Origin of the sequence: Pseudomonas aylmerensis (genome assembly GCF_001702265.1) — a bacterium.
Taxonomy (GTDB): domain Bacteria; phylum Pseudomonadota; class Gammaproteobacteria; order Pseudomonadales; family Pseudomonadaceae; genus Aquipseudomonas; species Aquipseudomonas aylmerensis.
Map to the genome: position 1 here is coordinate 97,526 of NZ_MAUE01000016.1, position 23,150 is coordinate 120,675.

Annotated in this window: 15 protein-coding genes and 3 pseudogenes; 7 read left to right on the forward strand and 11 right to left on the reverse strand. The window is 63.7% G+C overall.

Annotation, left to right across the window (positions count from 1 at the left end; all coding sequences use genetic code 11):
* Window positions 1–182: 182 nt before the first annotated feature.
* Window positions 183–6,440: a non-ribosomal peptide synthetase gene (locus BBG20_RS13160; protein ID WP_065904126.1), complete on the reverse strand. Its 6,258-nt coding sequence runs from the start codon at window positions 6,438–6,440 to the stop codon at window positions 183–185.
* A gap of 479 nt (window positions 6,441–6,919) precedes the next feature.
* Between BBG20_RS13160 and BBG20_RS13165 the strand changes: the two genes are divergently transcribed.
* Together BBG20_RS13165 and BBG20_RS13170 are read left to right on the forward strand one after the other, a co-directional pair.
* On the forward strand, window positions 6,920–7,714 hold the full coding sequence (locus BBG20_RS13165; RefSeq protein WP_065904129.1) for a helix-turn-helix transcriptional regulator: 795 nt from the start codon (window positions 6,920–6,922) through the stop codon (window positions 7,712–7,714).
* Entirely contained in the window at window positions 7,714–9,165 is a 1,452-nt protein-coding gene (locus tag BBG20_RS13170; protein ID WP_065904132.1) for an efflux transporter outer membrane subunit, read from the forward strand. Before BBG20_RS13165 ends, BBG20_RS13170 begins: the two co-directional genes overlap by 1 nt.
* On the opposite strand, the pseudogene BBG20_RS13175 reads toward BBG20_RS13170, so the two are convergent.
* Window positions 9,095–9,382 (reverse strand): annotated as a pseudogene (locus tag BBG20_RS13175) (4-hydroxyphenylacetate catabolism regulatory protein HpaA); the annotation flags it as partial. The gene BBG20_RS13170 and the pseudogene BBG20_RS13175 overlap by 71 nt on opposite strands.
* Between BBG20_RS13175 and BBG20_RS32450 the strand changes: the two are divergent.
* Window positions 9,374–9,505, forward strand: a pseudogene (locus BBG20_RS32450) (aldehyde dehydrogenase family protein); the annotation flags it as partial. The pseudogenes BBG20_RS13175 and BBG20_RS32450 overlap by 9 nt on opposite strands.
* A 92-nt stretch (window positions 9,506–9,597) precedes the next feature.
* Here BBG20_RS32450 and BBG20_RS13180 read toward each other — a convergent pair.
* A complete protein-coding gene (locus BBG20_RS13180; protein ID WP_065904137.1) occupies window positions 9,598–10,002 on the reverse strand; it encodes a RidA family protein in 405 nt (134 codons plus the stop codon).
* A 151-nt stretch (window positions 10,003–10,153) separates the two neighbouring features.
* Between BBG20_RS13180 and BBG20_RS13185 the strand changes: the two genes are divergently transcribed.
* Both BBG20_RS13185 and BBG20_RS13190 read left to right on the forward strand, forming a co-directional pair.
* Entirely contained in the window at window positions 10,154–12,403 is a 2,250-nt protein-coding gene (locus BBG20_RS13185; protein WP_065904139.1) for an McrB family protein, read from the forward strand.
* Window positions 12,404–12,415: 12 nt separating this feature from the next.
* Window positions 12,416–13,933, forward strand: coding sequence for a DUF2357 domain-containing protein (locus BBG20_RS13190; RefSeq protein WP_065904142.1), 1,518 nt, complete (start codon window positions 12,416–12,418; stop codon window positions 13,931–13,933).
* A 20-nt stretch (window positions 13,934–13,953) separates the two neighbouring features.
* On the opposite strand, the gene BBG20_RS13195 is transcribed toward BBG20_RS13190, so the two are convergent.
* Entirely contained in the window at window positions 13,954–15,294 is a 1,341-nt protein-coding gene (locus BBG20_RS13195; RefSeq protein WP_065904145.1) for a PQQ-dependent sugar dehydrogenase, read from the reverse strand.
* 225 nt (window positions 15,295–15,519) lie between these two features.
* On the opposite strand from BBG20_RS13195, the pseudogene BBG20_RS13200 reads away from it, so the two are divergent.
* A pseudogene (locus BBG20_RS13200) lies at window positions 15,520–15,945 on the forward strand (Sbal_3080 family lipoprotein); the annotation flags it as partial.
* A gap of 25 nt (window positions 15,946–15,970) precedes the next feature.
* On the opposite strand, the gene BBG20_RS13205 reads toward BBG20_RS13200, so the two are convergent.
* The 5 genes from BBG20_RS13205 to BBG20_RS13225 form a co-directional block, all read right to left on the reverse strand.
* A complete protein-coding gene (locus tag BBG20_RS13205) occupies window positions 15,971–16,903 on the reverse strand; it encodes a pyridoxamine 5'-phosphate oxidase family protein (protein ID WP_065904156.1) in 933 nt (310 codons plus the stop codon).
* 79 nt (window positions 16,904–16,982) lie between these two features.
* The gene (locus tag BBG20_RS13210; protein ID WP_065904278.1) at window positions 16,983–17,867 is read right to left on the reverse strand and encodes a LysR family transcriptional regulator; all 885 of its coding nucleotides are present in this window, start codon (window positions 17,865–17,867) and stop codon (window positions 16,983–16,985) included.
* Complete coding sequence (locus tag BBG20_RS13215) at window positions 17,867–18,787, reverse strand: LysR family transcriptional regulator (RefSeq protein ID WP_065904158.1); 921 nt, start codon at window positions 18,785–18,787, stop codon at window positions 17,867–17,869. Before BBG20_RS13215 ends, BBG20_RS13210 begins: the two co-directional genes overlap by 1 nt.
* Window positions 18,788–18,805: 18 nt before the next feature.
* Window positions 18,806–19,438 (reverse strand): glutathione S-transferase family protein, encoded by a 633-nt coding sequence (locus tag BBG20_RS13220; RefSeq protein ID WP_065904162.1) that lies wholly within the window; start codon window positions 19,436–19,438, stop codon window positions 18,806–18,808.
* A gap of 103 nt (window positions 19,439–19,541) precedes the next feature.
* Window positions 19,542–20,414 carry a LysR family transcriptional regulator gene (locus tag BBG20_RS13225; RefSeq protein WP_065904165.1) on the reverse strand — a complete coding sequence of 291 codons (873 nt, stop codon included), beginning with the start codon at window positions 20,412–20,414 and terminating at the stop codon, window positions 19,542–19,544.
* Between the two features lie 132 nt (window positions 20,415–20,546).
* Between BBG20_RS13225 and BBG20_RS13230 the strand changes: the two genes are divergently transcribed.
* Window positions 20,547–21,320, forward strand: a complete 774-nt coding sequence (locus BBG20_RS13230) for a glucose 1-dehydrogenase (protein WP_065904168.1) — start codon at window positions 20,547–20,549, stop codon at window positions 21,318–21,320.
* Window positions 21,321–21,600: 280 nt separating this feature from the next.
* On the opposite strand, the gene BBG20_RS13235 is transcribed toward BBG20_RS13230, so the two are convergent.
* The gene (locus BBG20_RS13235) at window positions 21,601–22,392 is read right to left on the reverse strand and encodes an ABC transporter permease (protein WP_065904172.1); all 792 of its coding nucleotides are present in this window, start codon (window positions 22,390–22,392) and stop codon (window positions 21,601–21,603) included.
* Complete coding sequence (locus tag BBG20_RS13240; protein WP_065904175.1) at window positions 22,389–23,066, reverse strand: ABC transporter ATP-binding protein; 678 nt, start codon at window positions 23,064–23,066, stop codon at window positions 22,389–22,391. Before BBG20_RS13240 ends, BBG20_RS13235 begins: the two co-directional genes overlap by 4 nt.
* Window positions 23,067–23,150 lie beyond the last annotated feature (84 nt).

The following is a 23,150-nucleotide window of genomic DNA, read 5'->3' on the forward strand; positions in this document are numbered from 1 at the left end:
CAGCGCGCCGTAGGCAGTTATCCTCGTACGTATAGGACCTGTAGGCAGGCCGCGTGTATTGGTGCGTTCGACCGTGGCCAACCTGCCGGAGGTGGTGGGTTGGCGATGGCGGCGGGTCATCGACTTTACTCGCTGCTGATAGACCGCCATCGCCGGCAAGCCGGCGCCCACAGGTCGTTGGGTCAGAGTCGGCGGCGGCGGTTGAGGTGGGGGATGGCGGTGGGCGGCGCTTCCACGCGTTGCACCGGGATCACGGTGGCGGCGGCCAGCTGCGCCAGGGTTGGGTGGCTGAACAGCGTCCGCGCATCGACTGCCAACCCGGCCTTGCGCAGGCGCGCCACCAGGTTCACCGCCAGCAATGAATGCCCGCCCAGCTCGAAGAAATGATCGTGGCGCCCTACCCGCTCCAGCTTCAAGACCTCGGCCCAGATGCCCGACATTAAGGTTTCCACCTCGCCCAGTGGAGCCTCGTAAGCGCGACTGACCACCGCCTCCATCCCTGGCTCCGGCAGCGCCTTGCGGTCGAGTTTGCCGGCCGGGTTGAGTGGCAAGGTGTCGAGTTGCACAAACGCAGCCGGCACCATGACCTCCGGCAATTGCTCCAGCATATGCGCGCGCAATGCCTCCAGGCTCGGCGGCTCGGCGCGCACGGTGAAGTACGCCACCAAGCGTTCATCCCGGATCAACACCGCCACTTCGCGCAACGCCGGGTGCGCCAGCAGGCGCGATTCGATCTCCCCCAGCTCCAGGCGCACGCCGCGCAGCTTGACCTGGAAGTCATTGCGCCCGAGGAATTCAAGGTTGCCATCGGGCAAATAGCGCACCAGGTCGCCGGTGCGATACAAGCGGTCACCGGCCACGAACGGGCTGTCGATAAAACGCTCGGCGGTCATTTGCTCCAGGCCCAGGTAGCCGCGCGCAACACCGACGCCGCCAATATGCAACTGGCCACTGACGCCCAGCGGCACCGGCGCATCGTGCTCGTCCAGCACATACAGGCGGGTGTTGCTGATCGCGCGGCCGATCGGCAGTTGCCGCGCGGGCACAGGTGCGCCGGGGGCCAGGGTCCACGCGCTGCTGTCCACCGTGGCTTCGGTGGGGCCGTAGACGTTATGCAAGCGCACCTGGGGCAAACGCGCCTGCACGCCACGCGCCAGGGCTTCAGTGAGTTCGCCGCCGCCACACAGCACGTCGGTGAGGCTGGTGCACAGGGCCGACTCTTGCAGTTCGAGGAACTGCTGCAGCATCGCCGGCACGAACTTGATCACGGTGATCCGCTGCTCGCGAATCACCTGCGCCAGGTACGCCGGCTCGCGATGCCCATCGGGCCGCGCCAGCACCAGGCGCATGCCGTTGGCCAGCGGCCAGAACAGCTCCCACACCGAGCCATCGAAGCTGAAGGGCGCGCGCTGCAACACCGCGCCGCCCTCGGCATTCGGGCACAGCTGCGAGCCCCAGTGCAGCAGGTTGGCCAGGCCACGGTGTTCGATCATCACCCCCTTGGGCGTACCGGTGGAGCCCGAGGTGTACATCACATACGCGAGGTTGGCGACACTCAGGCCCGGTACCCGTGGATTGCCGTCCGGCGCCTGGCTCCAGGCGCAGCGGTCGAAGTCGATCACCGGGATTGTCACGTCACCCATCACCTCGCGTGTGGCGGCGTGCACCAGCAACGCCACTGGCTGGCTGTCGTGCAGCATGTAGGCCAGGCGCTCGCGCGGGTAGCCCGGATCCAGCGGCACGTAGGCGCCACCGGCCTTGAGGATCGCCAGCAAGCCGACCACCAGGTCCAGCCCGCGCTCGACGCACAGCGCCACCCGCGAGTCCGGCTGCACGCCGCGCTCGCGCAGAGCGTAGGCAAGCTGGTTGGCGCGTTCGTTGAGCTGTCGATAAGTCAGGTGCTGCTCGCCGGCCTGCACCGCAATGGCATGCGGGATTTGCCGCGCGTGGGCTTCAAACAATGCTTGCACGGTAAGGGTGTCGGGGTAGTCGCTGGCGGTGGCATTGAAGCCCACCAGCAATGTCTGCAACTCGTGGGCGGGCACCACTTGCACCTCGCGCAACGGCGTTTGCGGGGCGTGCTCCAACGCCGCTGCCAAGCCGTCCAATGCGCTGTCGAGGTAGCCCAGCAAGCGCTCGGCGCCGACCTGGCGCGGCGCCTTGGCCTTGAGTTGGAAGCCACTGGCGGTATCGTCCACGGTGAGCATCAACGGGTAGCTGAGGATGTCTTCGCTGCTGAGCAAGGCGATGCCGGGGACCAGTTTCGGCTGTGGGTCGGCGCCGGTGTGGCGGTAGTTGAGCAAGCTGTTGAACAACGGTGTCGTACCGCTGCAACGCTGGGCCAGGGCGAGCGAGGCATGTTCGTGGGCCAGCAAGGCACTGAGTTGCCGATGGGTGTCGTGCACGGCCTCGATGACTGTCTGCCCGGCCAGGCGCAGGCGCAGCGGCAGGGTATTGATGAACATGCCCAGGGCGCGGTCGGCGCCCTCGCCCGCTTGCAGGCGGCCGAGCAAGACGGTGCCGAACACCACATCCTCGCGGCCGGCCACGCGGCTGAGCACCTGGGCCCAGGCCAGGTGGAACAGACTGGCGGCGCTGACCCCAAGCGCACGCGCCTGGGCCCTGAGGCGCTGGTTAAGGGCATCGCCGACCGGCTGTTCGAAGGCGTCGATGTGCGTACGATCCGCCTGGCGCGCCTGGACACCGAAGGCCAGGGTCGGTTCATCCACAGCGGCCAGGCGCTCGCGAAAGAACGCCTCGTGGGCGGCCTGGCGCGCTGGCAAGCGGGCCTGCGCCACCACGTTGCGATACGGTACCGATGGCGGCAGTTGGGCCTGTTCACCGAGCAAGTGAGCGCGAATTTCATCCACCAGCACGGCGGTCGAGGTGGCGTCGTTGATCAGGTGATGAAACCGCAGGCGCGCGATCCAGCGCCGGTGCTGGGACTCTTCGGCGTAGTCCAGGGCCATCAGCGGGGCCTGGCGCAAGTCGAGCGGTTCAGCCGGTCCGCGCAGCGGTTCGACGCGCAATTGCGCATGGCGCCACACCACCTGCATCGGCTGCTCCAGGGCGTCCCACGCGAGGCTGGTGCGCAGGATATCGTGGCGGTTGATCACCTGTTGCAGCGCCTGCGCGAAGGCGTCCAACTGCTCGCGGCGCGCGAAGCTGAACAACGCGTGTTGCTGATAGGGATCGCGCTCGTCGGTGAGGTGGTGGTAGAGCAAGCCTTCCTGCAACGGCGCCAGCGGGTAGATCTCCTGCACATTGGCGGCGCCACCGGGGACGCCGGCGACAATACGCTCGATGCTCGGCGGATCCAGCTCGGCCAGGACCAGTAACTGCGGGGTGATCCGCAGGCAATCCGCCGGCACCCGATTGGCCGGTACCGGCTCATCGCGACCTTCACTCACGGCCGCCAGCGCGGCCAGGGTCGGCTGGCCGAACAGCACCTGTACATCGGCCTGCAGCCCCGCCTGGCGCATGCGTTGCACCAGTTGCACCGCCAGCAACGAGTGCCCGCCAAGTTCAAAAAAGTGGTCATGCCGACCCACCTGCTGCACCTGCAACAGCTCGGCCCAGAGCTGCGCCAGGGTGGTTTCCACGCCTGCACGCGGGGCCTCGAACAGGCGCGTGACAAAGGCGGCCTGGGTCGGTGTCGGCAGCGCCTTGCGATCCAGCTTGCCGTTGTTGGTCAGGGGCAGCGCGTCCAACTGCACATAGGCCACGGGCAACATGTAGTCCGGCAGCGAGGCGTGCAGATGGGTGCGCAGGGCTTCGGGCGCAATCGCATGCTGCGGGATAAACCACGCCAGCAGTTGCCCTTCACGGTACTGCACCACCGCGTCCTTGACCGCCGGATGGGTGACCAGCGCCGCTTCGATTTCCCCCAGTTCGATGCGCACGCCGCGAATTTTCACCTGGTCGTCATTGCGCCCCAGGTACTCAAGGTTGCCGTCGGGCAGCCAGCGCGCGAGGTCACCGGTGCGGTACATCCGGCCACCGTTGAAAGGATCATCGAGAAAGCGCTCGGCGTTCAGTTCGGGCCGATTCAGGTAACCACGCGCCACGCCCCGGCCGCCGACGTACAACTCCCCCACTGCGCCAATCGGCACCGGGCGCTGGCGGGCGTCCAGCAGGTAGACGCGGGCATTCGCGACAGGCGCACCGATATGCACGGGCTGGCCCGCCTCCACCCGGCCGGACGTCGCGACCACCGTGGCTTCCGTAGGGCCGTAATTGTTGATGACCTCGAAGGTCTGCGCCTGGTTGAAGCTGCGCAGGCGGTCGCCGCCGACCAGCAAGGTGCGCAGGGTCGGATGGCCCTGCTGCTGGCTGAAGGCGTATTCGGCCACCGGCGTCGGCAGAAACCCCACCTGCAACGGCTGGGCGCGCCACCAGTGCAGCAGCGCGTCGATGTCCTCCGCGCCATCGTGGGCCGGTGGCAGGTGCAGCGTCGCGCCGACGCACAAGGCCGGCCAGACTTCCCAGGCCATCGCATCAAACCCGAAACCGGCGACGCTGGCGGTGTGGCTGCCGGCGTGCAGGTCGAAGGCCCGGCAGTGCCAGTCGACCAGATTGGCCACGGTGCGGTGCTCGACCATCACGCCCTTGGGCAACCCGGTGGAACCGGAGGTGTAGATCACATAGGCGAGGTTCGCCGCGCTGATCGCTACGCGCGGATTGCCGGCCCGGTGAGAGGCCGGGCGATCCAGCAGGACTACCGGCACGTCCAGCGCCGGCAGGCGCGCCCGCAGCGCGTGCTGGGTCAGCACCACCACCGGCGCGCTGTCGTGCAGCAGGTAATGCAGGCGTTCCGCCGGATGCGCGGGGTCCACCGGCACGTAGCAGGCGCCGGACTTGAGGATCGCCAGGAGTGCCACCAGCGTGTCCGGGCTGCGCCGCGCCAGGATCGCCACGCGATCATCCGGCTGCACCCCATGTTCGAGCAACTGATGGGCCAGGGCGTTGGCCTGTTGATCGAGCTGGGCGTAGGTCAGTTGCCGGCCCTGCTGCACCACGGCGACGGCATTCGGTGCGCGCGCGGCCTGCGCTTCGATACGGGTGTGCAGGGTGTACGGTGCGGCACTGGGCTGCGCGGTGGCATTGAAGCGTTGCAACTGGGCGTGCTCGGCAGTCGTGAGCAGGGAAAACTCGCCGATCGGCTGCGCGGTGTCCGCCAGGCCTTGTTCCAGCAGCCAGCTAAACCGTCGTGCCAGCGCCTGCACTTCGTCGTGCTGGAAGTACGCCTGGTGGTACACGCAATGCAGGCTCGCGGTGGCCTGGCAGCGGTTGCTGCGCAAGTGGATGGCGAGGGGCAGCGCTTCATGGTGGTTGGAGACTTTGACGGCACGCGCCTGGACCTGGCCGAAGCGCAGATCGTGGTCGTCCTGTTCGAACGATACCGACAGATCAAACAGCTGGCCGCGATCGCTGCGGCGCAGGCCGAGTTCGCGGTTCATCTCGCTCAGGGGAAAACGCTGGTGGCGAAAATCCTGCTGGAGCTGATCCCGCACACCGCGCACCAGCGCGCCGAACGTCAGCTGTTCGCTGAAGCTGAAACGCACCGCGCTGACTTGGGTGAACAAGCCGACCGTGGCGCGAAAAGCCGCGTTGGAACGGTTGAGAATCGGCAGCCCCACCACCCACTCCTCGCGCTGGTAGGCGCGGGTGAAATACACATACAGCGTCGCCAGCAGCACATGGAACGCCGAGGCCTGGTAACGGCTGGCCACCGCCTCCATGCGGTCCAGCAACGCCACCGGGAACGGCTCGACCAGTGTGTGACTGGCTGTCGGCGTGGCGTGGCGTGGCACCAGCAATGGCTCGGGCAAGGTCGGGTAGCGGTCAAGCCAATAGGCACGGTCGCGGGGGTAGCGCGCGGACGCGTGGTAGCGCTGGTCGGCCTCGATAAAGTCGCCATAGGACGGTGCCAGGCACTCAGGCTGCCGGCCTTGCTCCAGCGCGCTGTACAGCTGCGCCAGCGATTGCAGCATCTGGCCGAACCCCCAGCCGTCGAGGATCAGGTGGTGGGCCTGGGTACCGAGGCGATAGTGATGGTCATCGAGCTTGACCAGGAAAAAATGCCACAGCGGCCCGCCGTCCAAGGCATAGGGCCGGGCCATGTGCGCCTGCATCAAGGCCTGGGCCGCCGCCTGCGGATCGGCATGGGCGCACAGGTCGTGCAAGGGCACGTGCACCGTCAAGCTGGCGGCGAAGGTCTGGCGCGGCAAGCCGTCGGCGTCGCTGTGCAGTTGGGTGCGCAAGGCATTGTGCAGCGCTACCAACTGCTCGATGGCGCGCTGCATCAGCGCGGGCTCCACCGCACCCGCGAAGTCGACATAGCCGCCGATGTTGTACAGCGGCGAATCGCCCGCCCGCAGTTGGTCGAGCCAGATGTCCTGCTGGGCGGCGGTGAGGGGGAAGCTGGGAGAATGCTTCATAAGATCCTTCTCATGGGTATCAGGCGCTGGCCACTCGGGGACGGCGAAATGGCCGGATTTGAGCATGGGGTCCGCAGGCCCTCTGACACCCGAAACCCGGACAGCCGGAAGGCGCGAAACGGGCTTGACTGATGGCTCACTGCTGAAACGATTAAAGGGCTGTAGGAAATTGGCTATATCCGGCCGATGTCATTTTTTCAGGAATGATTTTTAAGAATTATTTTTATCTTATTTATCAGCTAGTTAATTCACTCTAAAAACCATTTTCGATTTATCTCGGCCGGAATGGACCGTCAGAAACGTCGAATTAATGACGATGTTTTTATGGCACGTTGTGTCCCTCGTTTCTGCTACATACGTAGGACGAATCCCCAGGCTAACTACACGCTCGAGTGCCGACTCTGCTTCATGAAGAACGGATCGCCCCGTAGAGGCCCAGGGAGTTTGTGACGGTTTTCGACATCAAGGATGAGATGGCTATGAGTTTGACGAGCAGTTTTGCCAACACGCAAAGCACGCATTTTTATGCCGAAATGGGCGAGTTGATTGCCAACTGTGGGCACGCGGATTTTGCTGCCCACATGCTGCACCTGGTGGACAAGTGGGTACCGATCCACCTGGTGGACCTCAGTGAATGGACCCTGGACGAGTTGCGCGACCGCGTGCTCGATATCAAATTGCTCGGCAGTGCCGGCCAGAACCAGGACCTGCCGCCGCCCCTGACCCTGCACTCGATCAACGACCACCCGCTGCTGCGCGACATGCTCGGCATGCAGGACCCGTTGCTGATCCAGCTCAAGGCCAAGGCCGACAGCGCGCACCCACGGGGCACCTCCCACCAGTGCAACCTGGTGTCACGCCAGGGCAATCGACGCTGCGTGATTTCGTTCTACCGCCCACCGACCCAGCGCGGGTTTTCCCTGGCGCAGCTGTCGTTTCTCAAGTGCCTGTCGGACACGTTGCTGCCGCTGATCGAGTGCCACGCCCAGAGCCTGCGCCAGGCGCCGTCTCCCGCGCTGGAGCCGGCCCACACCCTGCTGGAGCAGTCGCAGTTGCAGCACGCGTTCTACAAACGCCTGTCCCTGGGCGACATCACCCTGTCGGCGCGCGAGCAAGAGGTGTGTCTCGGCCTGTTGACGGGCGGCACCGTGCCGCAGATGGCGGAAAAACTCAGCGTGAAAAACAGCTCCATCGAAACCTACCTCAAGCGCGCCGCCGCCAAGCTTGGTGTGAGCGGCCGACACGGCCTGGCCAAATGGATGGTCGGCGCCTGATGAACCGACCCGCGCTCATCCCCTTTGCGCTGGCCTGGATGCTGGGCGGTTGCTCGCTGATCCCCGAGTACCAGCGGCCCGAGTCCCCCGTGCCGGCGCAGTACCCCCAGGGTGGGGTCTACCGCGCCATGCCCACCTCGGACTGGCACGGCATGTTCCACGACCCGGCGCTGCAGCAACTGATCGGCGCGGCGCTGCTCAATAACCGCGACCTGCGAGTGGCCGCGCTGAACGTCGAAGCCTTCCAGGCGCAGTACCGTATCCAGCGTGCCGACCTGTTCCCCGCCGTGTCCGCCACCGGTGCCGGCAAGCGCCAGAAACTGCCGGGGGATGTGACCGGTACGGGCAAGTCCGCGATCACTTCGAACTACTCCGCCACCCTGGGCCTCAGCGCCTACGAGCTGGATCTGTTCGGCCGTGTGCGCAGCCTCAGCGAACAGGCGATGCTGACTTACCTGGGCACCGAAGAGGCGCGGCGCAGCACGCAGCTGAGCCTGGTGGCCAATGTCGCGAATGCCTACCTGACCTGGCGCGCCGACCAGGAACTGTTGGCCCTGGCCCAGCAAACCCTGGCCGCCGACGAGCACAGTTGGCAGTTGACCCGGCGCAGTAAAATCGCCGGCAAGGCCTCGGCGCTGGACGTGGTGCAGGCGCGTACCAGCGTCGACAGCACCCGCGCCAGCGTGGCCCGCTACGCGCGCCAGGTCGCCCAGGACCTGAATAACCTGACGCTGCTGGTGGGCAGCCCGGTGGATGAACACCTGCCGTCACGCCCACTCGCCGACGAACTGGTGGCGCGCCTGCCCGCCGGCTTGCCGTCCGACCTGCTGCAACGCCGTCCGGATATCCTCCAGGCCGAATACCAGCTGCAGGCGGCCAACGCCAATATCGGCGCAGCCCGCGCGGCGTTCTTTCCGTCGGTCACCCTCACGGCCAACGCCGGCAGCACCAGCACTGAACTGTCGGGGCTGTTCAAGGGCGGCTCGGGCACCTGGACGTTCCAGCCGCAGGTCAACCTGCCGATCTTCAACGCCGGCAGCCTGCGCGCCAGCCTCGACTACGCCAAGCTGCAAAAAGACATCAGCGTGGCGCAGTACGAAAAATCCATCCAGAGCGCCTTCCAGGAAGTCGCCGATGGCCTCGCCGCCCGCCAGACGTTCACCGACCAGCTCGCGGCCCAACGCGACTTCGTCGCGGCCAACCAGGCTTATTACGACCTGGCCCAACACCGTTACCGCAGTGGCGTGGACAGCAACCTGACGTTCCTCGATGCCCAGCGTTCGCTGTTCAGTTCGCAGCAGGCGCTGATCATCGATCGGCTCGCGCAGTTGGTGGCCGAAGTGAACCTGTACACGGCACTGGGCGGCGCTTGGGACGTCAGCGCAATTCCGACTGCCTTGTCGGGCGCGCCGGCAGCGAATGGGCACACAGGCGCAGCAGGCGAATCATGATCAAGCGCGTCAGGCTCTCCAGCGCGGCGGCGCGCCCCGGTTGCTCGCCGTTGATCTCACGGCTGAGCGCTTCGAACAGCGCGTCCACGCCTTCGGCGTCTGCGGTCAGCGCCACACACGCGGCACCGGTGGCCAGGCTGGGGTCGGCGTCGATCAAGGCCCACATTCGTTGCTGGCGCACTGTCAGCACATGCCCTTCTGCACCGGCGTCAGTCACAACATCCTGCTCGACCCCGCAGTACCGTTTGGCGGCAACCGTTCTGCGGGGATTGGTCGGGAGTTTGGCAGTGCGGTCATCGAGGACTACACCGAGCTCAAGTCGGTGATGATTCGGTACTGAGGCCTGGCGCTTGCTCCCCTGTGGCAAGAAAGCTTTTGTGTGGCAAGCGGGCTCACTACAGAACACAGCCGACGCTGCCATGGCTTTTTTGTTCACCTGCGCGCAATCACTGCCTCCGCCTCGATCTCGATCAACCATTGCGGCAACGACAACCCGCTGACGATGATCCACGACGAGGGCGGCGGGTTGTGCGGGAAACGCTCACGCAACGCTTGCGCTATCGGCTCCTGCTGCTCACGTGCGGACTCGACGATATATAACCGCAGCATGACCACGTGGGCCAGGCCGCCGCCGACCTCGGCCAGGATTTTTTCGATATTGTCCAAGGCGGTCGCAGTCTGCTCGGCAATGCCCAGGCCGATCGTGCATTCCTCGGCATCTACGCCCACTTGGCCGGAAAGCAGAATGCGCCGGCCGTCAGGGACTTCGAGAGCCTGGCTGAAACCATATTGCAAGGAGTTGAATACCGTCGTGGGATTGATGACCTTTCGTTGCATGACTAATCCTTGTTGTCAGTAGGAAAACAAGGCTAACCCAGCAATAGTCGTCAATCTGACAGTTCAACATCCCGCAACACTTGTGACGTTATTTGATGCCTCGCGAGATATCACTTTGATACTATCGACACCCACCAGGGAGGATGTTGGCGTGAAGATCGAGAACGATGCGGTTTTGAATACTCACTTGCAGGCGATTCTAGCGGGCCCGGCCATGTTGCCAGGCAACCTGGAATGGGCTTCAAACGTCGAGGCGTTTATCGCCAAGGCCGAAGCCGGCAAACCCGAGCAACTCACTGAACGCACGTTCCTGCGTCATCTGTGGAACGCCCAAGCTCTCAGCAAGACGGGTAACGGGCACGTCACTATTGAACCAGCACTTGAAGACCCGGACTTCGTGCAGTGGTTCGCCACCCAATTTTCCGCCCCGCTACCTGATGATCCTGTGTTGGTTCAACGCACGTTGATGTCGTTGTACAACGAGATGAGCGAACGTATGCACGCCCTGTGCAAACGAACGCCCAGACTCAAGATCAACCGAATCATGTGTGCGTTTTTTCCAAACCACTACACAACGATCGCTGACGTCGGAAGGTTGACTGAACTCCACCGGGAATTGGGCGGAGACGCGAAAGATCATCCGGTGCAAATGCACCAACATATTCGGGCTCGCATCGATAGCGCACTTGAATCGACCGACACACCCGTTTCATGGTCACTGCGTCTGTGCCTGCCATGGCTGTTGTACAAAAAACTCAACACAACCACCGACCCCGTGGAGGAAGGCAAGATTGAGCCCACGGAACTGGGTTTATCTCCCCTGCCGGCCACACTGCGCCGCAAAGGATTGACACCCTTCGGCGGAGGTTTACCCAGCGTATTGGGAATCCTTGCAGAGCTGAATGAGGGTGTCACCAGCAGTGAGCTTTCGGACATTCTCAGGGTGCTGAGCCCCGACGCCGGAGACCGAGCGATACTTTCAGCAAAAAACGTAATCGTACGCGAACTGGATATCTGCAAGCGCGAAGGTGATCTCTACATTCTGAACGCACGCGGGTTGAATTTGCTGGAAACGCAGGAACCGGATGAATTGGCGGACCATCTGCTGACACGCATACTCGGTATTGACCACGTTATTGATCATTTAAGTAGAGAACCCAGCAGCAAGCCTGAGCTGATCGCGCTATTGCAAACAGTGCATCCTGGCTGGACATCCCCAGCAGTTCCGTACTCGATTCTCAACTGGCTGGCGAGCATGGAGGTGGTGCAACAGGACAGCGACAAGCATTTACTGTTGAGCGAGCGCGGTAGACGCTGGGCAGAAATGATTACCTGGAAGCCGGAAAAACTGTCCGAGGGCTTGGTGATCCTGGCCGAACCATCGCAGGCCAACGAACATGAAAACCTGGTACTGCCTGCCTGGCCCGCCCTCCTTTCCCGACTACAAGCACGTACCGCCCAGCAGCAAATGGCTTTTGACCCACAGCTTGTCGCCCAACTTCATGCGGGTTTGTGGTCGCATCCGCTACGACACTTCGCCGTGTTGACCGGCATATCCGGCTCTGGCAAAACCCAGTTGGCTCTTCACTACGCCCATGCGCTGTGTGCCAGCGCGTCAGGGCAGTCCCTTAATATAAAAGTCATTCCGGTCCAGCCCGGATGGTACGACGCGGGTGCGCTTCTGGGTTACGTCAACCCTCTAAGTGATAGTGCCTACCGCAGTACGCCGTTCCTCGACGTCTTGATGCGAGCCTGCGAGGATCCGCAAACGCCTTATGTGGTCATTCTCGATGAGATGAACCTGTCACATCCCGAGCAATACCTCGCGCCTATCCTGTCGGCGATGGAAACAGGGGGAGATCTGGACCTGCACCAATTGGGCGACGATACCCTGCATATCCCGGAACTACTGCGTTATCCAGCCAACCTGGCCATTATCGGCACAGTGAATATGGATGAGACCACCCACGGCCTTTCGGACAAAGTGCTCGACCGCGCCTACACCCTCGAATTCTGGAAGATTGACGTCGACGCGTTTCCTGGCTGGAGTGCCTCGACACTCCCCCCAGAGCACCTGGCAAAACTCAAGCAAGTAACGGTGAGTCTGGTCAAAGCGCTTGAGCCGGTGCGCTTGCATTTTGGCTGGCGGACCATCAATGACGTCATCAACTATTTGACGTTCCAGCACCAGGGCGCTATGTCTCTGGAAACCGCTCTTGATGACGTTATCTACGCCAAAGTCTTGCCGAAGATTCGCGGTGAAGGGATTGCGCCATTTCAGAAAGCCCTGGCCGCAGTGTTGGACTGTCTCACCTCCCATGGTCTGGCACGATGTGCCGAAAAAGTCAGCAGTATGCAGGACGACTTGCAGGTGACGGGTTCTGCACGGTTTTGGCGGTAGGCGTCCGTGACTATGTTACGTATCCGCTTACACAGTACTGAAGCTTGGAACACGATTAGCGCGGATGAACTGTCGGAGGGCTATGAAGAATACCTTCGGTATCAAATCAGCATTGATCAAGGTTCAAGGTTGATTATCGATGATCTCGAATTGCTCTCCAAAGGCGGTATTTTCGAGTGGCAACCCGGTTTCTATGCCGGTCACGTTACGGTCGAAGTCATTGCCGTATGCGGCACTGTCAAAACTTGTCGACTGCAGGTTGACGCCAAAGCGCAAAAATCAACTGTCGAAGTTTTCAACGAGATGATTGGCGCCTTGCGCACCTTTGACCCGGCACTGCTATTAGGAGAGTGCGCCTCGACGCTGGGCTTCGGCAACGGGGCTCAAAAAACTCTGCTGGCCGACACTATTCTGTTGGCAAGATTGCGTCAGTATGCAAAGGCATTTCTAACAGCAGCGGAGCGTGCATTGTACGAGCCACATCAAAGACTCAGTGCTTCCCGCCAACCCGTTCCGCTTGCTCAAATCAGACGACTGCCCACTGACGCGTTGAGGGACCGTCGACTTGTCTCGTTGCTCAATGGCAGCGGCCCCACGCATGACACTGATCTGCTCATCCATGGCATCAGTTCGAGACACACCTGCGACACGCCTGCAAACCGTACCTTGCGAGCGCTGCTCAAGCGCTTCTCTGTCACCTGCGCAAATCTGGCAATCAAGGTTCGCAGCCACTCATTGGCAGGGTCCAAAGAAGACCAGGCAGCACGCAGCGAACGTCGCCTGGAGCTCCTCGACGGTTTTTTCTCTCTTAGCCAAAGTCTTCTTCAAGGCCCAACGCTCAGCCAAGTGTCGGATAGCGGTGCCAGTGCAAGTGGCCTCACACAAATAGCTGCCCACCCCCGATACCAAAAGGCCTACCGGCTTGGCTGCGCAGCGCTGATGACCGGAGTGGCTGGCGATAACCCGGCGGATCGACTACACAGTCAGCCCACGTGGGGAATTTTCGAAACGTGGTGCTACATCGAGGTGCTGGCAATTATTGCGCGGTTAACAGGCGCCGAGCCTACGCCAATCTCCAAGCCCGTACCCCACGCTCAACTCGCGTACCTGTTCCTACTGCCCGATGCGTCCACTCTGGAGGTGCTGTTCCAAGCACGATTCCGGTCGATCGCAAAACTCAATAAGCCGTTCGCACGCAGCCTTTCTCGCGAACGCTACCCCGATATCCTGCTCGTCCAAAAGCAGAGCCTGAAAACCCGTAGCATGATCCTCGATGCCAAATGGCGCAGTGGCCGCAGCAACGTACTGGAGGCCATGGAGTCTGCGCACATTTACCACGACAGCCTCAGGGTGGACGGCAATATTCCCAACCCCTGTCTTTTGCTGCTTCCGGGCCGTGCATGCATCACTGCGCTGGAGACCGAGGAGTACTTAAGAGAGAACGCGGTGGGTGCGATCAGCGAATTTTCAAAGGGCGGCATAGGTGTCGAACGGCTAACGACGCACATTCAGCACTGGCTTGATTCTTAAGCAGGGCAACTACCCCAGCCTCAAGGCTTGTCCCGCACCACCCGCCACACCGTATTCCCCACATCATCCGCCACCAGCAATGCGCCTTGCGCGTCCAGGGTCACGCCCACCGGACGGCCCTGGGCTTCGCCCTCGGCATTGAGGAAGCCGGTGAGGAAGTCCACCGGTGTGCCCGTTGGCTGGCCGTCCTTGAAGGCAATAAACACCACTTTGTAGCCCGCCTGCGGGTTGCGGTTCCACGAGCCGTGCTCGCCGACGAACACGCCATCGGCAAACGCCGCCGGCATGCTGCGGGCGTCGGAAAAGGTCAGGCCCAGCGGCGCGACGTGGGTGCCGAGGGCGTAGTCGGGGGCGATGGCCTGGGCGACTTTGTCCGGGCGTGGCGGCTGCACGCGGATGTCGACGTGGGCACCGTAGTAGCTCCACGGCCAGCCGTAGAAGGCGCCGTCCTGCACCGAGGTGAGGTAGTCGGGTACGAGGTCGCTGCCGATTTCGTCGCGTTCGTTGACCACCGTCCACAGCTGCGTGGAGCCGGGTTTCCACGCCAGGCCGTTGGGGTTGCGCAGGCCGCTGGCAAACAGGCGTTTCGCGCCGCTGGCGATGTCCAGTTCCCAGATGGCCGCGCGGCCTGCTTCGGCGTCGAGGCCGTTTTCGCCGACATTGCTGTTGGACCCCACGGTCACGTAGAGCCGCGTGCCTTCCGGGTTGGCCAGCAGGTTTTTGGTCCAGTGGTGGTTGATGCCGGCCGGCAGGTCAGTGACGTGCACCGGGGTGGCGTCGATGTGCGTCTGGCCGGGGGTATAGGGCACCTTGACCACCGCGTCGGCATTGGCGATGTACAACTCATCGCCCACCAGTGCCATGCCGAAGGGCGACGCGAGGCCGGTGAGGAACTCGCTGCGCACCTCGGCATGCCCATCGTGATCGGCATCGCGCAGCAGGGTGATGCGGTTGGCGCTCGGCGTATCCGCGCCGACGCGGCCCATGACGATGCCCATCGCGGTGCGGCGGGCCCAGGCGATCAAGCCGCTACCTCCATCGGTCGCGCCTTCTGGCATCGGCGGGTGATTGCTTTCGGCGACCAGCACATCGCCGTTGGGCAAGGTGTAGACCCAACGCGGGTGGTCGAGATGGTCGGCCAGGGCGGTGACGGTGAAGCCTTCGGGGGCACGCGGCTGCACCTGCTCGGGCCAGCCCACGGCCTTGGACACCTTGAGCGTGGGCATCAACGAAGTGCTGGGCTCCGGCAGTTGGGGCGTGGGGCCGACACCGGCCTGGAAGGGCAGCTTGGACGATTCGCCACAGGCAGTCAGAACCGCCGCAGCAGTGATCAGGAGCGCCAGTCGGCTCGGGTTGTTCATGCTTGAAACCTCGGGAAAAATCCCGACGGAGTATTGCCTGATGACCCGGGGGTAAACACCGGCGATGGCGCAATTGAGTTTTAACCGCAGGGCACGAATGCCTTGAGCCCACGAAGGGCCATCGCGCTTGCTGGCGATAGCGACCCTGATGCATTCGCCGGCAAGCCGGGCTCCTGCAAGGGATCAGCTATCATTAAGCCACCACTCAAGACATGGACAGTCCCTATGCGCCCGCTATCTGCTTCCGCTGTTGTGCTGACCGCCCTTTTCCTCTCGGGGTGCAGCATTACGCAGACCGTTACCCCGGTGGCCTTGTCACCTGCCCAATCCGCTGAAATCTGCATGATTCCCGCCGCAGGCCTGCGCAGCGGGTTCAACAGCACCTACACCGCGCAACTGCGCAGCAAGGGTTTCCAGACCCGCGAGTTGCCGCCGGGCAGTCCGCCCGCGAGCTGTGCACTGTCGACCACCTACATCGGCACCTGGAGCTGGGACTTTGCGCTGTACATGACCTTTGCCGACATCCAGGTGTTTGAAAACGGTCACCGCGTCGGCCAGGCGCTGTATGACGCGACCTGGGGTGGCGGGCGTCCGGACAAGTTCATCAGCGCACAGAACAAGATCATCGAGATGACCAACCAGTTGTTCCCTGCAGCCTCCTATGCCAATCCCCAGGCTACCCATTTCCCATAGCCAGGCTGTGCGGCGAGAACTCCACGAAGCGCCACCTCAACGCGAGGGCTGCCGGACGCCGCACCAGATGCTCCACGGTGACGGTCCACAAGCGTTGCGCGCCTTCGAAGCGGGCGACTTGCGGTCCGTCGAGGATCAGCGAGGTGCGCCCGGTGACCTGCAGGACGTCCCCCGATTCGAAATCGATGAACAACAACCCCGCCACCGGGTTCACGTGCAGGTTGCCCAGGGTATTGAAGAATAGGTTGCCGGCGAAGTCGGGGATGGTCAGCCGATTACCTTCCACGTGCACAAAGCCGCGGTAGCCGCCGCGATGGGACACGTCCACCGAGCGTTCGCCGGCGACGTCGACGTAGCTGGCGACGAAGAACGTGTCGGCGTTGCGGATCATTGCGTGGGCCGCGGCATCCAGGCCGTCGAGGCGCTCGACCCGCGTGTCGGGTCTACGTGCGACGCCAACCACCGGCCGTAGCTGGATGTATTTGGGGCAGTTGCCGTAGGTGTGGACCACCTCGATCGAAAAACCCTCGTGCCCCAGGCTGCCGATCCGGCCATTCAGGCGGTTGCGTCGGCGTGTGTTCAGGTCGATGCCAAGCACGCCCACGCTGGCGCCGCGATGCAACGCAGCACGGGCGGGGTCGCTCACGGACGGCACGCTGTCGATCTGCAAGGTCTGCGGGTCGGGTGAATGCGCGAACCCTGGCGCGGCTTCGATCATCGTCGCCCAGGGAAGCCCTTGTTCATCCACCACACCGAGCACCAGGTACGGCAACAGGGGATAGAAGTCCCGATGCTGCTCCGGCAAGTGATCGCGGATCACCTTGGGCCCGACCACGGCCATGCGTTCGGCGGCGCCGGCGTTGTGCTGGAGATACCGTTCGCCGGCATGCCAGGGGGAATGTTCGATGGGGTTCATGCTGCTCACCTCCGAGTGGATACGCCGATGGTGCGCGCTGGCACCCCACACGAGAATGCCCACGCCGGGCAATCGACTGTTACACCAACTGAAATGCCGGATGCCCCCGCAGCGCCGCCACGCAATGGTCGACAAAACTGCGCACGCGCATCGGCGCATGGCGGCCGTCGCGGTACACCACATGCACCGGCAACGGCGGCGGCTCATAGTCCGGCAGTACACGACACAGCTCGCCGCTGAGGAGGTGCTCATGCACGGGATAGCTCAGGCAGCGAATCAGCCCCGCCCCCTGCACGGCCGCATTGATCGCGCCTTGCACCGTGGTGCACCTCAAGCGCGCACGCGCCTTGAGCGGGCCGCCTTTGAAGGCCCAATCGACCGGGTCGGTGCTGGCGATCAGTCGATGCTGCTTCAGCGCGTCCGGGTGCCGCGGCTCGCCATGGGCAGCGAGGTAGCCGGGGCTGGCACACAGGATCGGCCGCACGTGCCCGACCGGTCGCGCAACCAGGGATGAACTGGGCAGCTCGCCCACCAAAATCGCCACGTCCAGCCCCTCTTCGTGCAGGTTGGGGTAATAGTCGTGGTAGTGCGCCACCAGGTGCACGTCGGGGTAGCGATCCATATAACCGGCCAACACGGGCGCCATCACATAACGGCTGAAGAGCAGCGGCAGGAACACGCGCAAATAACCCTGGGCCTGATCGTGCATGCCCTTGGCCGAAGCCTGTGCAGCGTCCACGGCGGCAAGCAGGCGCACGCAGTCGGCCAGGTAGGCCTGGCCTGCCTCGGTCAGGCTGACGCCGCGTGTACTGCGCTCCAGCAACGCCACGCGCAGGCGGGCTTCCAGGCGGGCGACCGCGCGCATCAGGGTCGGGCCGGACACCGCGACACTGCGCGCCGCCGAGGCCAGGCTCGGGTGCCCGGCCAGCGCGGCGAACAGCTGCATATCGCGGTATCGCTCCATCATCCGCGCCGTTTAATCGCCGGATTCAGGGCTGCGTCCTGGCCCAGGCGGTGGGTGAGGAAATCCACGAAAGTGTTGATCTTGGCCGGCACTCGCGGGCTTTTCTGGAACACCACCTGGATCGGCAGCGCCGCGGGCTCGAAAGCCTCGAGGACAATCTCCAGCTCACCGGCCGCCACCGCTGCGGCGACTTGATAGGACAGCACCCGCGTCATGCCCCAGCCCTGCCTCGCCAGGTTGATCGCCGCATTGTTCGCCGTCACCACCAGGCGCGGCTCAATCGGCACGGTCAGTGGCTGGCCATCCTCGACAAATCGCCATTCGCTGACCAGTTGACTGGAAGACGAGGTCGCAATCTTCGCATCGCGCAACTGCGAGGGGTGCCGGGGCCGGCCGTACTGCTCCAGGTAAGCCGGCGCCGCACACACCACGCGGCGCACCTCACCGACCTTGATCGCCTGCTGCCCCGGCTCCTGCAGATGGCCGATGCGCACGGCCACGTCGACACCTTCGTCGAGCATATTGACCACGCGATCGACCAGCAGCGCATTGATACTCACCTGCGCAAAACGGTCGAGATATTCCCCCAGCGCCGGTGCGACATACAGCTCGCCGAACAACACCGGCGCGGTCACCGTCAGGTGGCCGCAGGGAATCGTATAACTGCCCGCCGCCGCTTCCTCAGCCTCGTCGAGTTCAGCCAGGATGCGCCGACAGTCTTCCAGGTAACGCTGGCCCGCTTCCGTCAGGTGCAGGCTGCGGGTGGTGCGCGCAAGCAACTGCGTGCCGATCCGCGCTTCCATGGCGGCAATGGCGCGGGTCACGCTGGGTGGCGAGGTGTTGAGGCGGCGCGCGGCGGCGGCAAAGCCCTCCTCCTCGGCCACCGCCAGGAACACCTGCATTTCATGGAATCGGTCCATCGACAGGCCTCGTGAAAATCAGTGTGATTGCAGCCCCACCGCCGTGCGCGGCATGCCGACAAACCCCGGTAACGCTTCAATGCTGGCGAGCCAGGCGCGTACATGAGGGTAGTCGTCCAGCGACACATTGCCTTCCGGCGCGTGGGCCACGTAGGTGTAGAAGGCTACGTCGGCAATGCTCGGCTGTTCGCTGGCCAGGAAGCGGCTGTGGCGCAATTGCTGCTCCACCAACTGCAGCAAGGCGTGGGAACGGCTGATCGCGGTGTCGGTATCGACCTGGGCACCAAACACCAGGGCCAGGCGTGCCGCAGCGGGGCCGGCATGCAGTTGTCCGGCGGCGGCAGACAGCCAGCGCTGGACGCGCGCCTGGCCTACGGGATCGCTCGGCAGCCATTGGCCTTTGCCGTAGGTGCTCGCGAGGTACACCAGGATCGCGTTGGAGTCCGCCAGCACCGTGCCGTTGTCGTCAATCGCCGGCACCTGGCCGAAGCTATTGAGGGTCGCGACGAATTCAGGCGCTTTGTGCGCGCCCTGCTTGAGGTCGACCAGAATGAATTCACTGGGCAAGCCCAGCAGGGACAGCATCAGCTCGACCCGATGAGTGTGGCCGGACAATGGAAAACCGTAGAGTTTGATCGCAGGCTGGGACATGGAAGGCTCCGAAAGAGGGGTTCGACACACCGCATGTTCCATCGCTGTCCGGGTCGATGGAATCACCAGGTTTTACAATCCAGCATTTCACCCGGTGAAACAATCACTCACCAAACAAATCGACGATCAGATCGAACAGCGTGCGCTTGACCGCGCTGTCCAACGCGGTCCAGGCCAGCCCCGTGCTGGTCTCGAACCCACCCAGTTGCAGAGGCCGAGATACGCAATTGGCCGGTAGGGCCCGCGTCGCTTGCACCGGCAGCACGCCAACACCCAACCCGGCGCAGACCAGCGCGAGCATGGTGGTGAACTCGCCCAGCTCCGAGGCGATCTGCAGGGGAATCCCCAGCGCCTGGATAAACTCATCGTAGAAGCCCGGGGCATAGCGCCGCGCGAGGATATACACCGGCACATCGAGCAGGTCGGCGGGCTGGATGGACGCCTGCGCCGCCAGCGGGTGATCCACGGGCAACGCCACGCAGAAACTCTCGTGCAACACCGCGCGGGTCTGTATCCCCGGGTGCGCGGCCGGCAGGCGCATCAGGCCGAAATCCAGCAGGCCGTTCTTCAGTGCGATGGCCTGGTCGGGGCCGGGCATGTCCTTGAGTTCCAGCTCGAGGCGCGGGTAACGCTGGTGCACCGCGCGGATCAGCTCGGGCAACCACTGCGGGAGTACCGAGGACACAAACCCCAGGCGCACCCGGCCGATCTCGCCACGGCTGGAGGCGCGCGCCGCATCCGCCGCCCGCGTCGCCTGGTGCAAGGTGGCCTGGGCTTCCGGCAGGAACACGCGACCGGCTTCGGTCAACGCCACCGAGTGGCGATTGCGGTCGAGCAGGCGCACGCCGAGGCCGCTTTCGAGCAACTTGATCTGCATGCTCAGCGCCGGTTGCACAATCGACAGCTGCGCTGCCGCCCGACCGAAATGCAACTCCTGGGCGAGCACCACAAAGGCCCGCAAGTGTTTGAGCTCCATACCCTACCCTGGTGATCACCGATATTGATCAGAAGATCATAAATGAACATTGGACCTACCCCCTGGATTGCAGCGAAGTTAAGCCCATCAAGCCCTGTTTGGTTATCACCCGCGCGTTCGGAGAACGGTTCCATGCACAGTGTTTTAGACAACTTCCGCCTGGATGGCCGGCTCGCGCTGGTCACCGGTTCCAGCGCCGGTATCGGCCTGGCCATTGCGCGCGGGCTGGCCCAGGCCGGCGCACGGGTGGTGCTCAACGGACGCAATCGCGGCAACTTGTGCGATGCAGCCGCGATGCTCACGCTGGAAGGCCTGGAGGTGCACACCCAGGCATTCGATGTCACCGACAGCGCGGCGATCCAGGCCGCGGTGGCGGATATCGAGGAGCGCCTCGGCCCGCTGGAAATCCTCGTCAACAACGCCGGCATGCAGCGTCGAGGGCCGCTCGAAGACTACAGCGAGCAGCACTGGCGCGAATTGATAAGCACCAACCTCGACAGCGCGTTTCTGGTTGGCCAGGCCGTGGCGCGGGCGATGATCGCGCGCCAGCGTGGGCGCATCATCAATATCTGCTCGGTGCAAAGTGAACTGGGCCGCCCGGGCATCGCGCCGTATGCGGCGAGCAAGGGCGCGTTGAAGATGCTCACCAAGGGCATGGCCATCGACTGGGGCCCGCATGGGTTGACCGTGAATGGCATCGGCCCCGGTTACTTCAAGACCGAACTGAACGCCAACCTGGTGACCCACCCCGAATTCAGCGACTGGCTGGTGCAGCGCACCCCGAGCCGCCGCTGGGGCGACGTGGCCGAACTGGCCGGCGCCGCCGTGTTCCTCGCCAGCGACGCCGCGAGCTTCGTCAACGGGCATATTCTTTATGTGGACGGGGGAATTACTGCGTCGTTGTGAGGGTTGGAGCTGGGAATGGGATTGTGGCTGAAAGTGAGATTGTGGCAGGGAATGAGATTGTGGCTGAAAGTGAAACTGTGGTGAGCGGGCTTGCTTATTGTGGCGAGCGGGCTTGCCCCGCGTTGGAGCGCGAAGCGGTCCCAATAAGACCGCCGCATTCCGTCAGACACAACGCGCTGGATGGTTTTAGGGCGGCTTCGCCACCCAACGCGGGGCAAGCCCGCTCACCACAACAGGCCCGCTCGCCACAACAAGCGTGCCCACGACAACCAGCCCGCACTCAGCGCTCTTGCAACCGATCACGCAAAAACCGGTGGCTGGTGGAGAACAGCCGTCGGTAGGTGAGCAGCACCGCCCCCACCGTGCCCAGCGCCGACGATGCGGCGATCAGGAACATGATCACGATCTGATACCGCACCGCATCCACCGGGCTTTCCCCCGCCAGCACCTGGCCGGTCATCATGCCAGGCAGGCTGACGATGCCGACCACGGTCATCTGGTTCAGCGTCGGGATCATGCCGGCGCGCACTGCCTGGCGGATCGCTTCCTGCGCGGCTTCCCAACGCGAGCCGCCGAGGGCGAGGATCATCTCGATGGTGTTGCGGCCCGAGGTCAGTTCCTGGGTCATGCGCTCGATGCCCAGGGACACGCCGGTCAGGGTGTTGCCGAGGATCATTCCCAGGATCGGAATCGCGTACTGCGGCTCGTACCAGGGATGGATGCGAATCACCGCGAACAGCCCCACCGCCGTCACCAGCCAGGAACTGCCCCACACCGACAGGATGCTGTCGACGCGCTGCCCGCAATACGTGCGGCGTCCACGGCCGGCGGCCGAGAGGCCGGCGATCAAGGTCATCGCGCACATCAACGGCAGCACCACGTACCAGTAGGCAAACTCGAACACCCACCCCAGCAGGTAACCGATCGCCAACAGTTGCACCACGGTGCGTACCGCCGCCCACAGCAACTGTCGGCCCAGGCCCAGGCGCAACAGCACTGACAGCGCGCCATTGATCAGGATCAGCGAGGCGGCGATGCCCATGTCCAGGGCCGTGAGGTTCTGATAATTCATGGCTGGGCCGCTCCATCCAGCACGCCTGCGCTCATCTGCAAGTGGATGTCACTCATGCGCCGGGCCTGGTCGAGATCGTGGGACACCCAGACGTAAGCGCGCGCGTTGTCCGCGGCGAACCAGGCGTCGATGAGCGCTTCGACGTCACGCGAAGATGCCGGGTCGAGGGCGGCGGTGGGCTCGTCCAGCAACAGCACTTCGGGGTCGAGTTGCAGGGTGCGGATCAGCGACACCACCTGGGATTCACCGCCGGACAAGTCCAGCGCGTGCTTGGCCAGGAAGTCCGGCGCCTTGCCCGCATGCTCCAGCAGCGTGATGACTGAGGCGCGGTCAAAGTGGCGCTTGCGCAGGGTCTTGAGGCTGAACGGGAAACGCAGGTTGTCTTCCACCGTGCCTTCGAGCAGCGCCGGGCGTTGCGACAGGTAGCTGATGTGGCTGCGGTAATGGGGAATCTGCGCATTGGCGATCGGCTGGCCGTTCCACAGGATCTGCCCCGAGGTCGGCGTATCCAGCAACGCCAGGGCGCGCAGGAACACACTTTTGCCGGAGCCGGACGAACCGGTGATCGACACGCGGTCGCCGGCGTGCAAGGTGAAATCCGTGGGTTGCAGCAAGGCCACCTGGCGGCGTTCATCCACGCGCGTGAGGGCGCGGGTTTGTATCAATGCGCTCATGGACGCGGGGTTCCTCGTAAATCCTGCCAGACGCAATGGTGCGGCACACGCGGGAAGATTTCATGAAAAAATTCAAACTATCGC

Coding starts and splice junctions, on each gene's coding strand:
- BBG20_RS13160 (WP_065904126.1), bottom strand. CDS start 6,440: ATGAAGCATTCTCCCAGCTTCCCCCTCACCGCCGCCCAGCAGGACATC.
- BBG20_RS13165 (WP_065904129.1), top strand. CDS start 6,920: ATGAGTTTGACGAGCAGTTTTGCCAACACGCAAAGCACGCATTTTTAT.
- BBG20_RS13170 (WP_065904132.1), top strand. CDS start 7,714: ATGAACCGACCCGCGCTCATCCCCTTTGCGCTGGCCTGGATGCTGGGC.
- BBG20_RS13180 (WP_065904137.1), bottom strand. CDS start 10,002: ATGCAACGAAAGGTCATCAATCCCACGACGGTATTCAACTCCTTGCAA.
- BBG20_RS13190 (WP_065904142.1), top strand. CDS start 12,416: ATGTTACGTATCCGCTTACACAGTACTGAAGCTTGGAACACGATTAGC.
- BBG20_RS13195 (WP_065904145.1), bottom strand. CDS start 15,294: ATGAACAACCCGAGCCGACTGGCGCTCCTGATCACTGCTGCGGCGGTT.
- BBG20_RS13205 (WP_065904156.1), bottom strand. CDS start 16,903: ATGAACCCCATCGAACATTCCCCCTGGCATGCCGGCGAACGGTATCTC.
- BBG20_RS13210 (WP_065904278.1), bottom strand. CDS start 17,867: ATGGAGCGATACCGCGATATGCAGCTGTTCGCCGCGCTGGCCGGGCAC.
- BBG20_RS13215 (WP_065904158.1), bottom strand. CDS start 18,787: ATGGACCGATTCCATGAAATGCAGGTGTTCCTGGCGGTGGCCGAGGAG.
- BBG20_RS13220 (WP_065904162.1), bottom strand. CDS start 19,438: ATGTCCCAGCCTGCGATCAAACTCTACGGTTTTCCATTGTCCGGCCAC.
- BBG20_RS13225 (WP_065904165.1), bottom strand. CDS start 20,414: ATGGAGCTCAAACACTTGCGGGCCTTTGTGGTGCTCGCCCAGGAGTTG.
- BBG20_RS13230 (WP_065904168.1), top strand. CDS start 20,547: ATGCACAGTGTTTTAGACAACTTCCGCCTGGATGGCCGGCTCGCGCTG.
- BBG20_RS13235 (WP_065904172.1), bottom strand. CDS start 22,392: ATGAATTATCAGAACCTCACGGCCCTGGACATGGGCATCGCCGCCTCG.
- BBG20_RS13240 (WP_065904175.1), bottom strand. CDS start 23,066: ATGAGCGCATTGATACAAACCCGCGCCCTCACGCGCGTGGATGAACGC.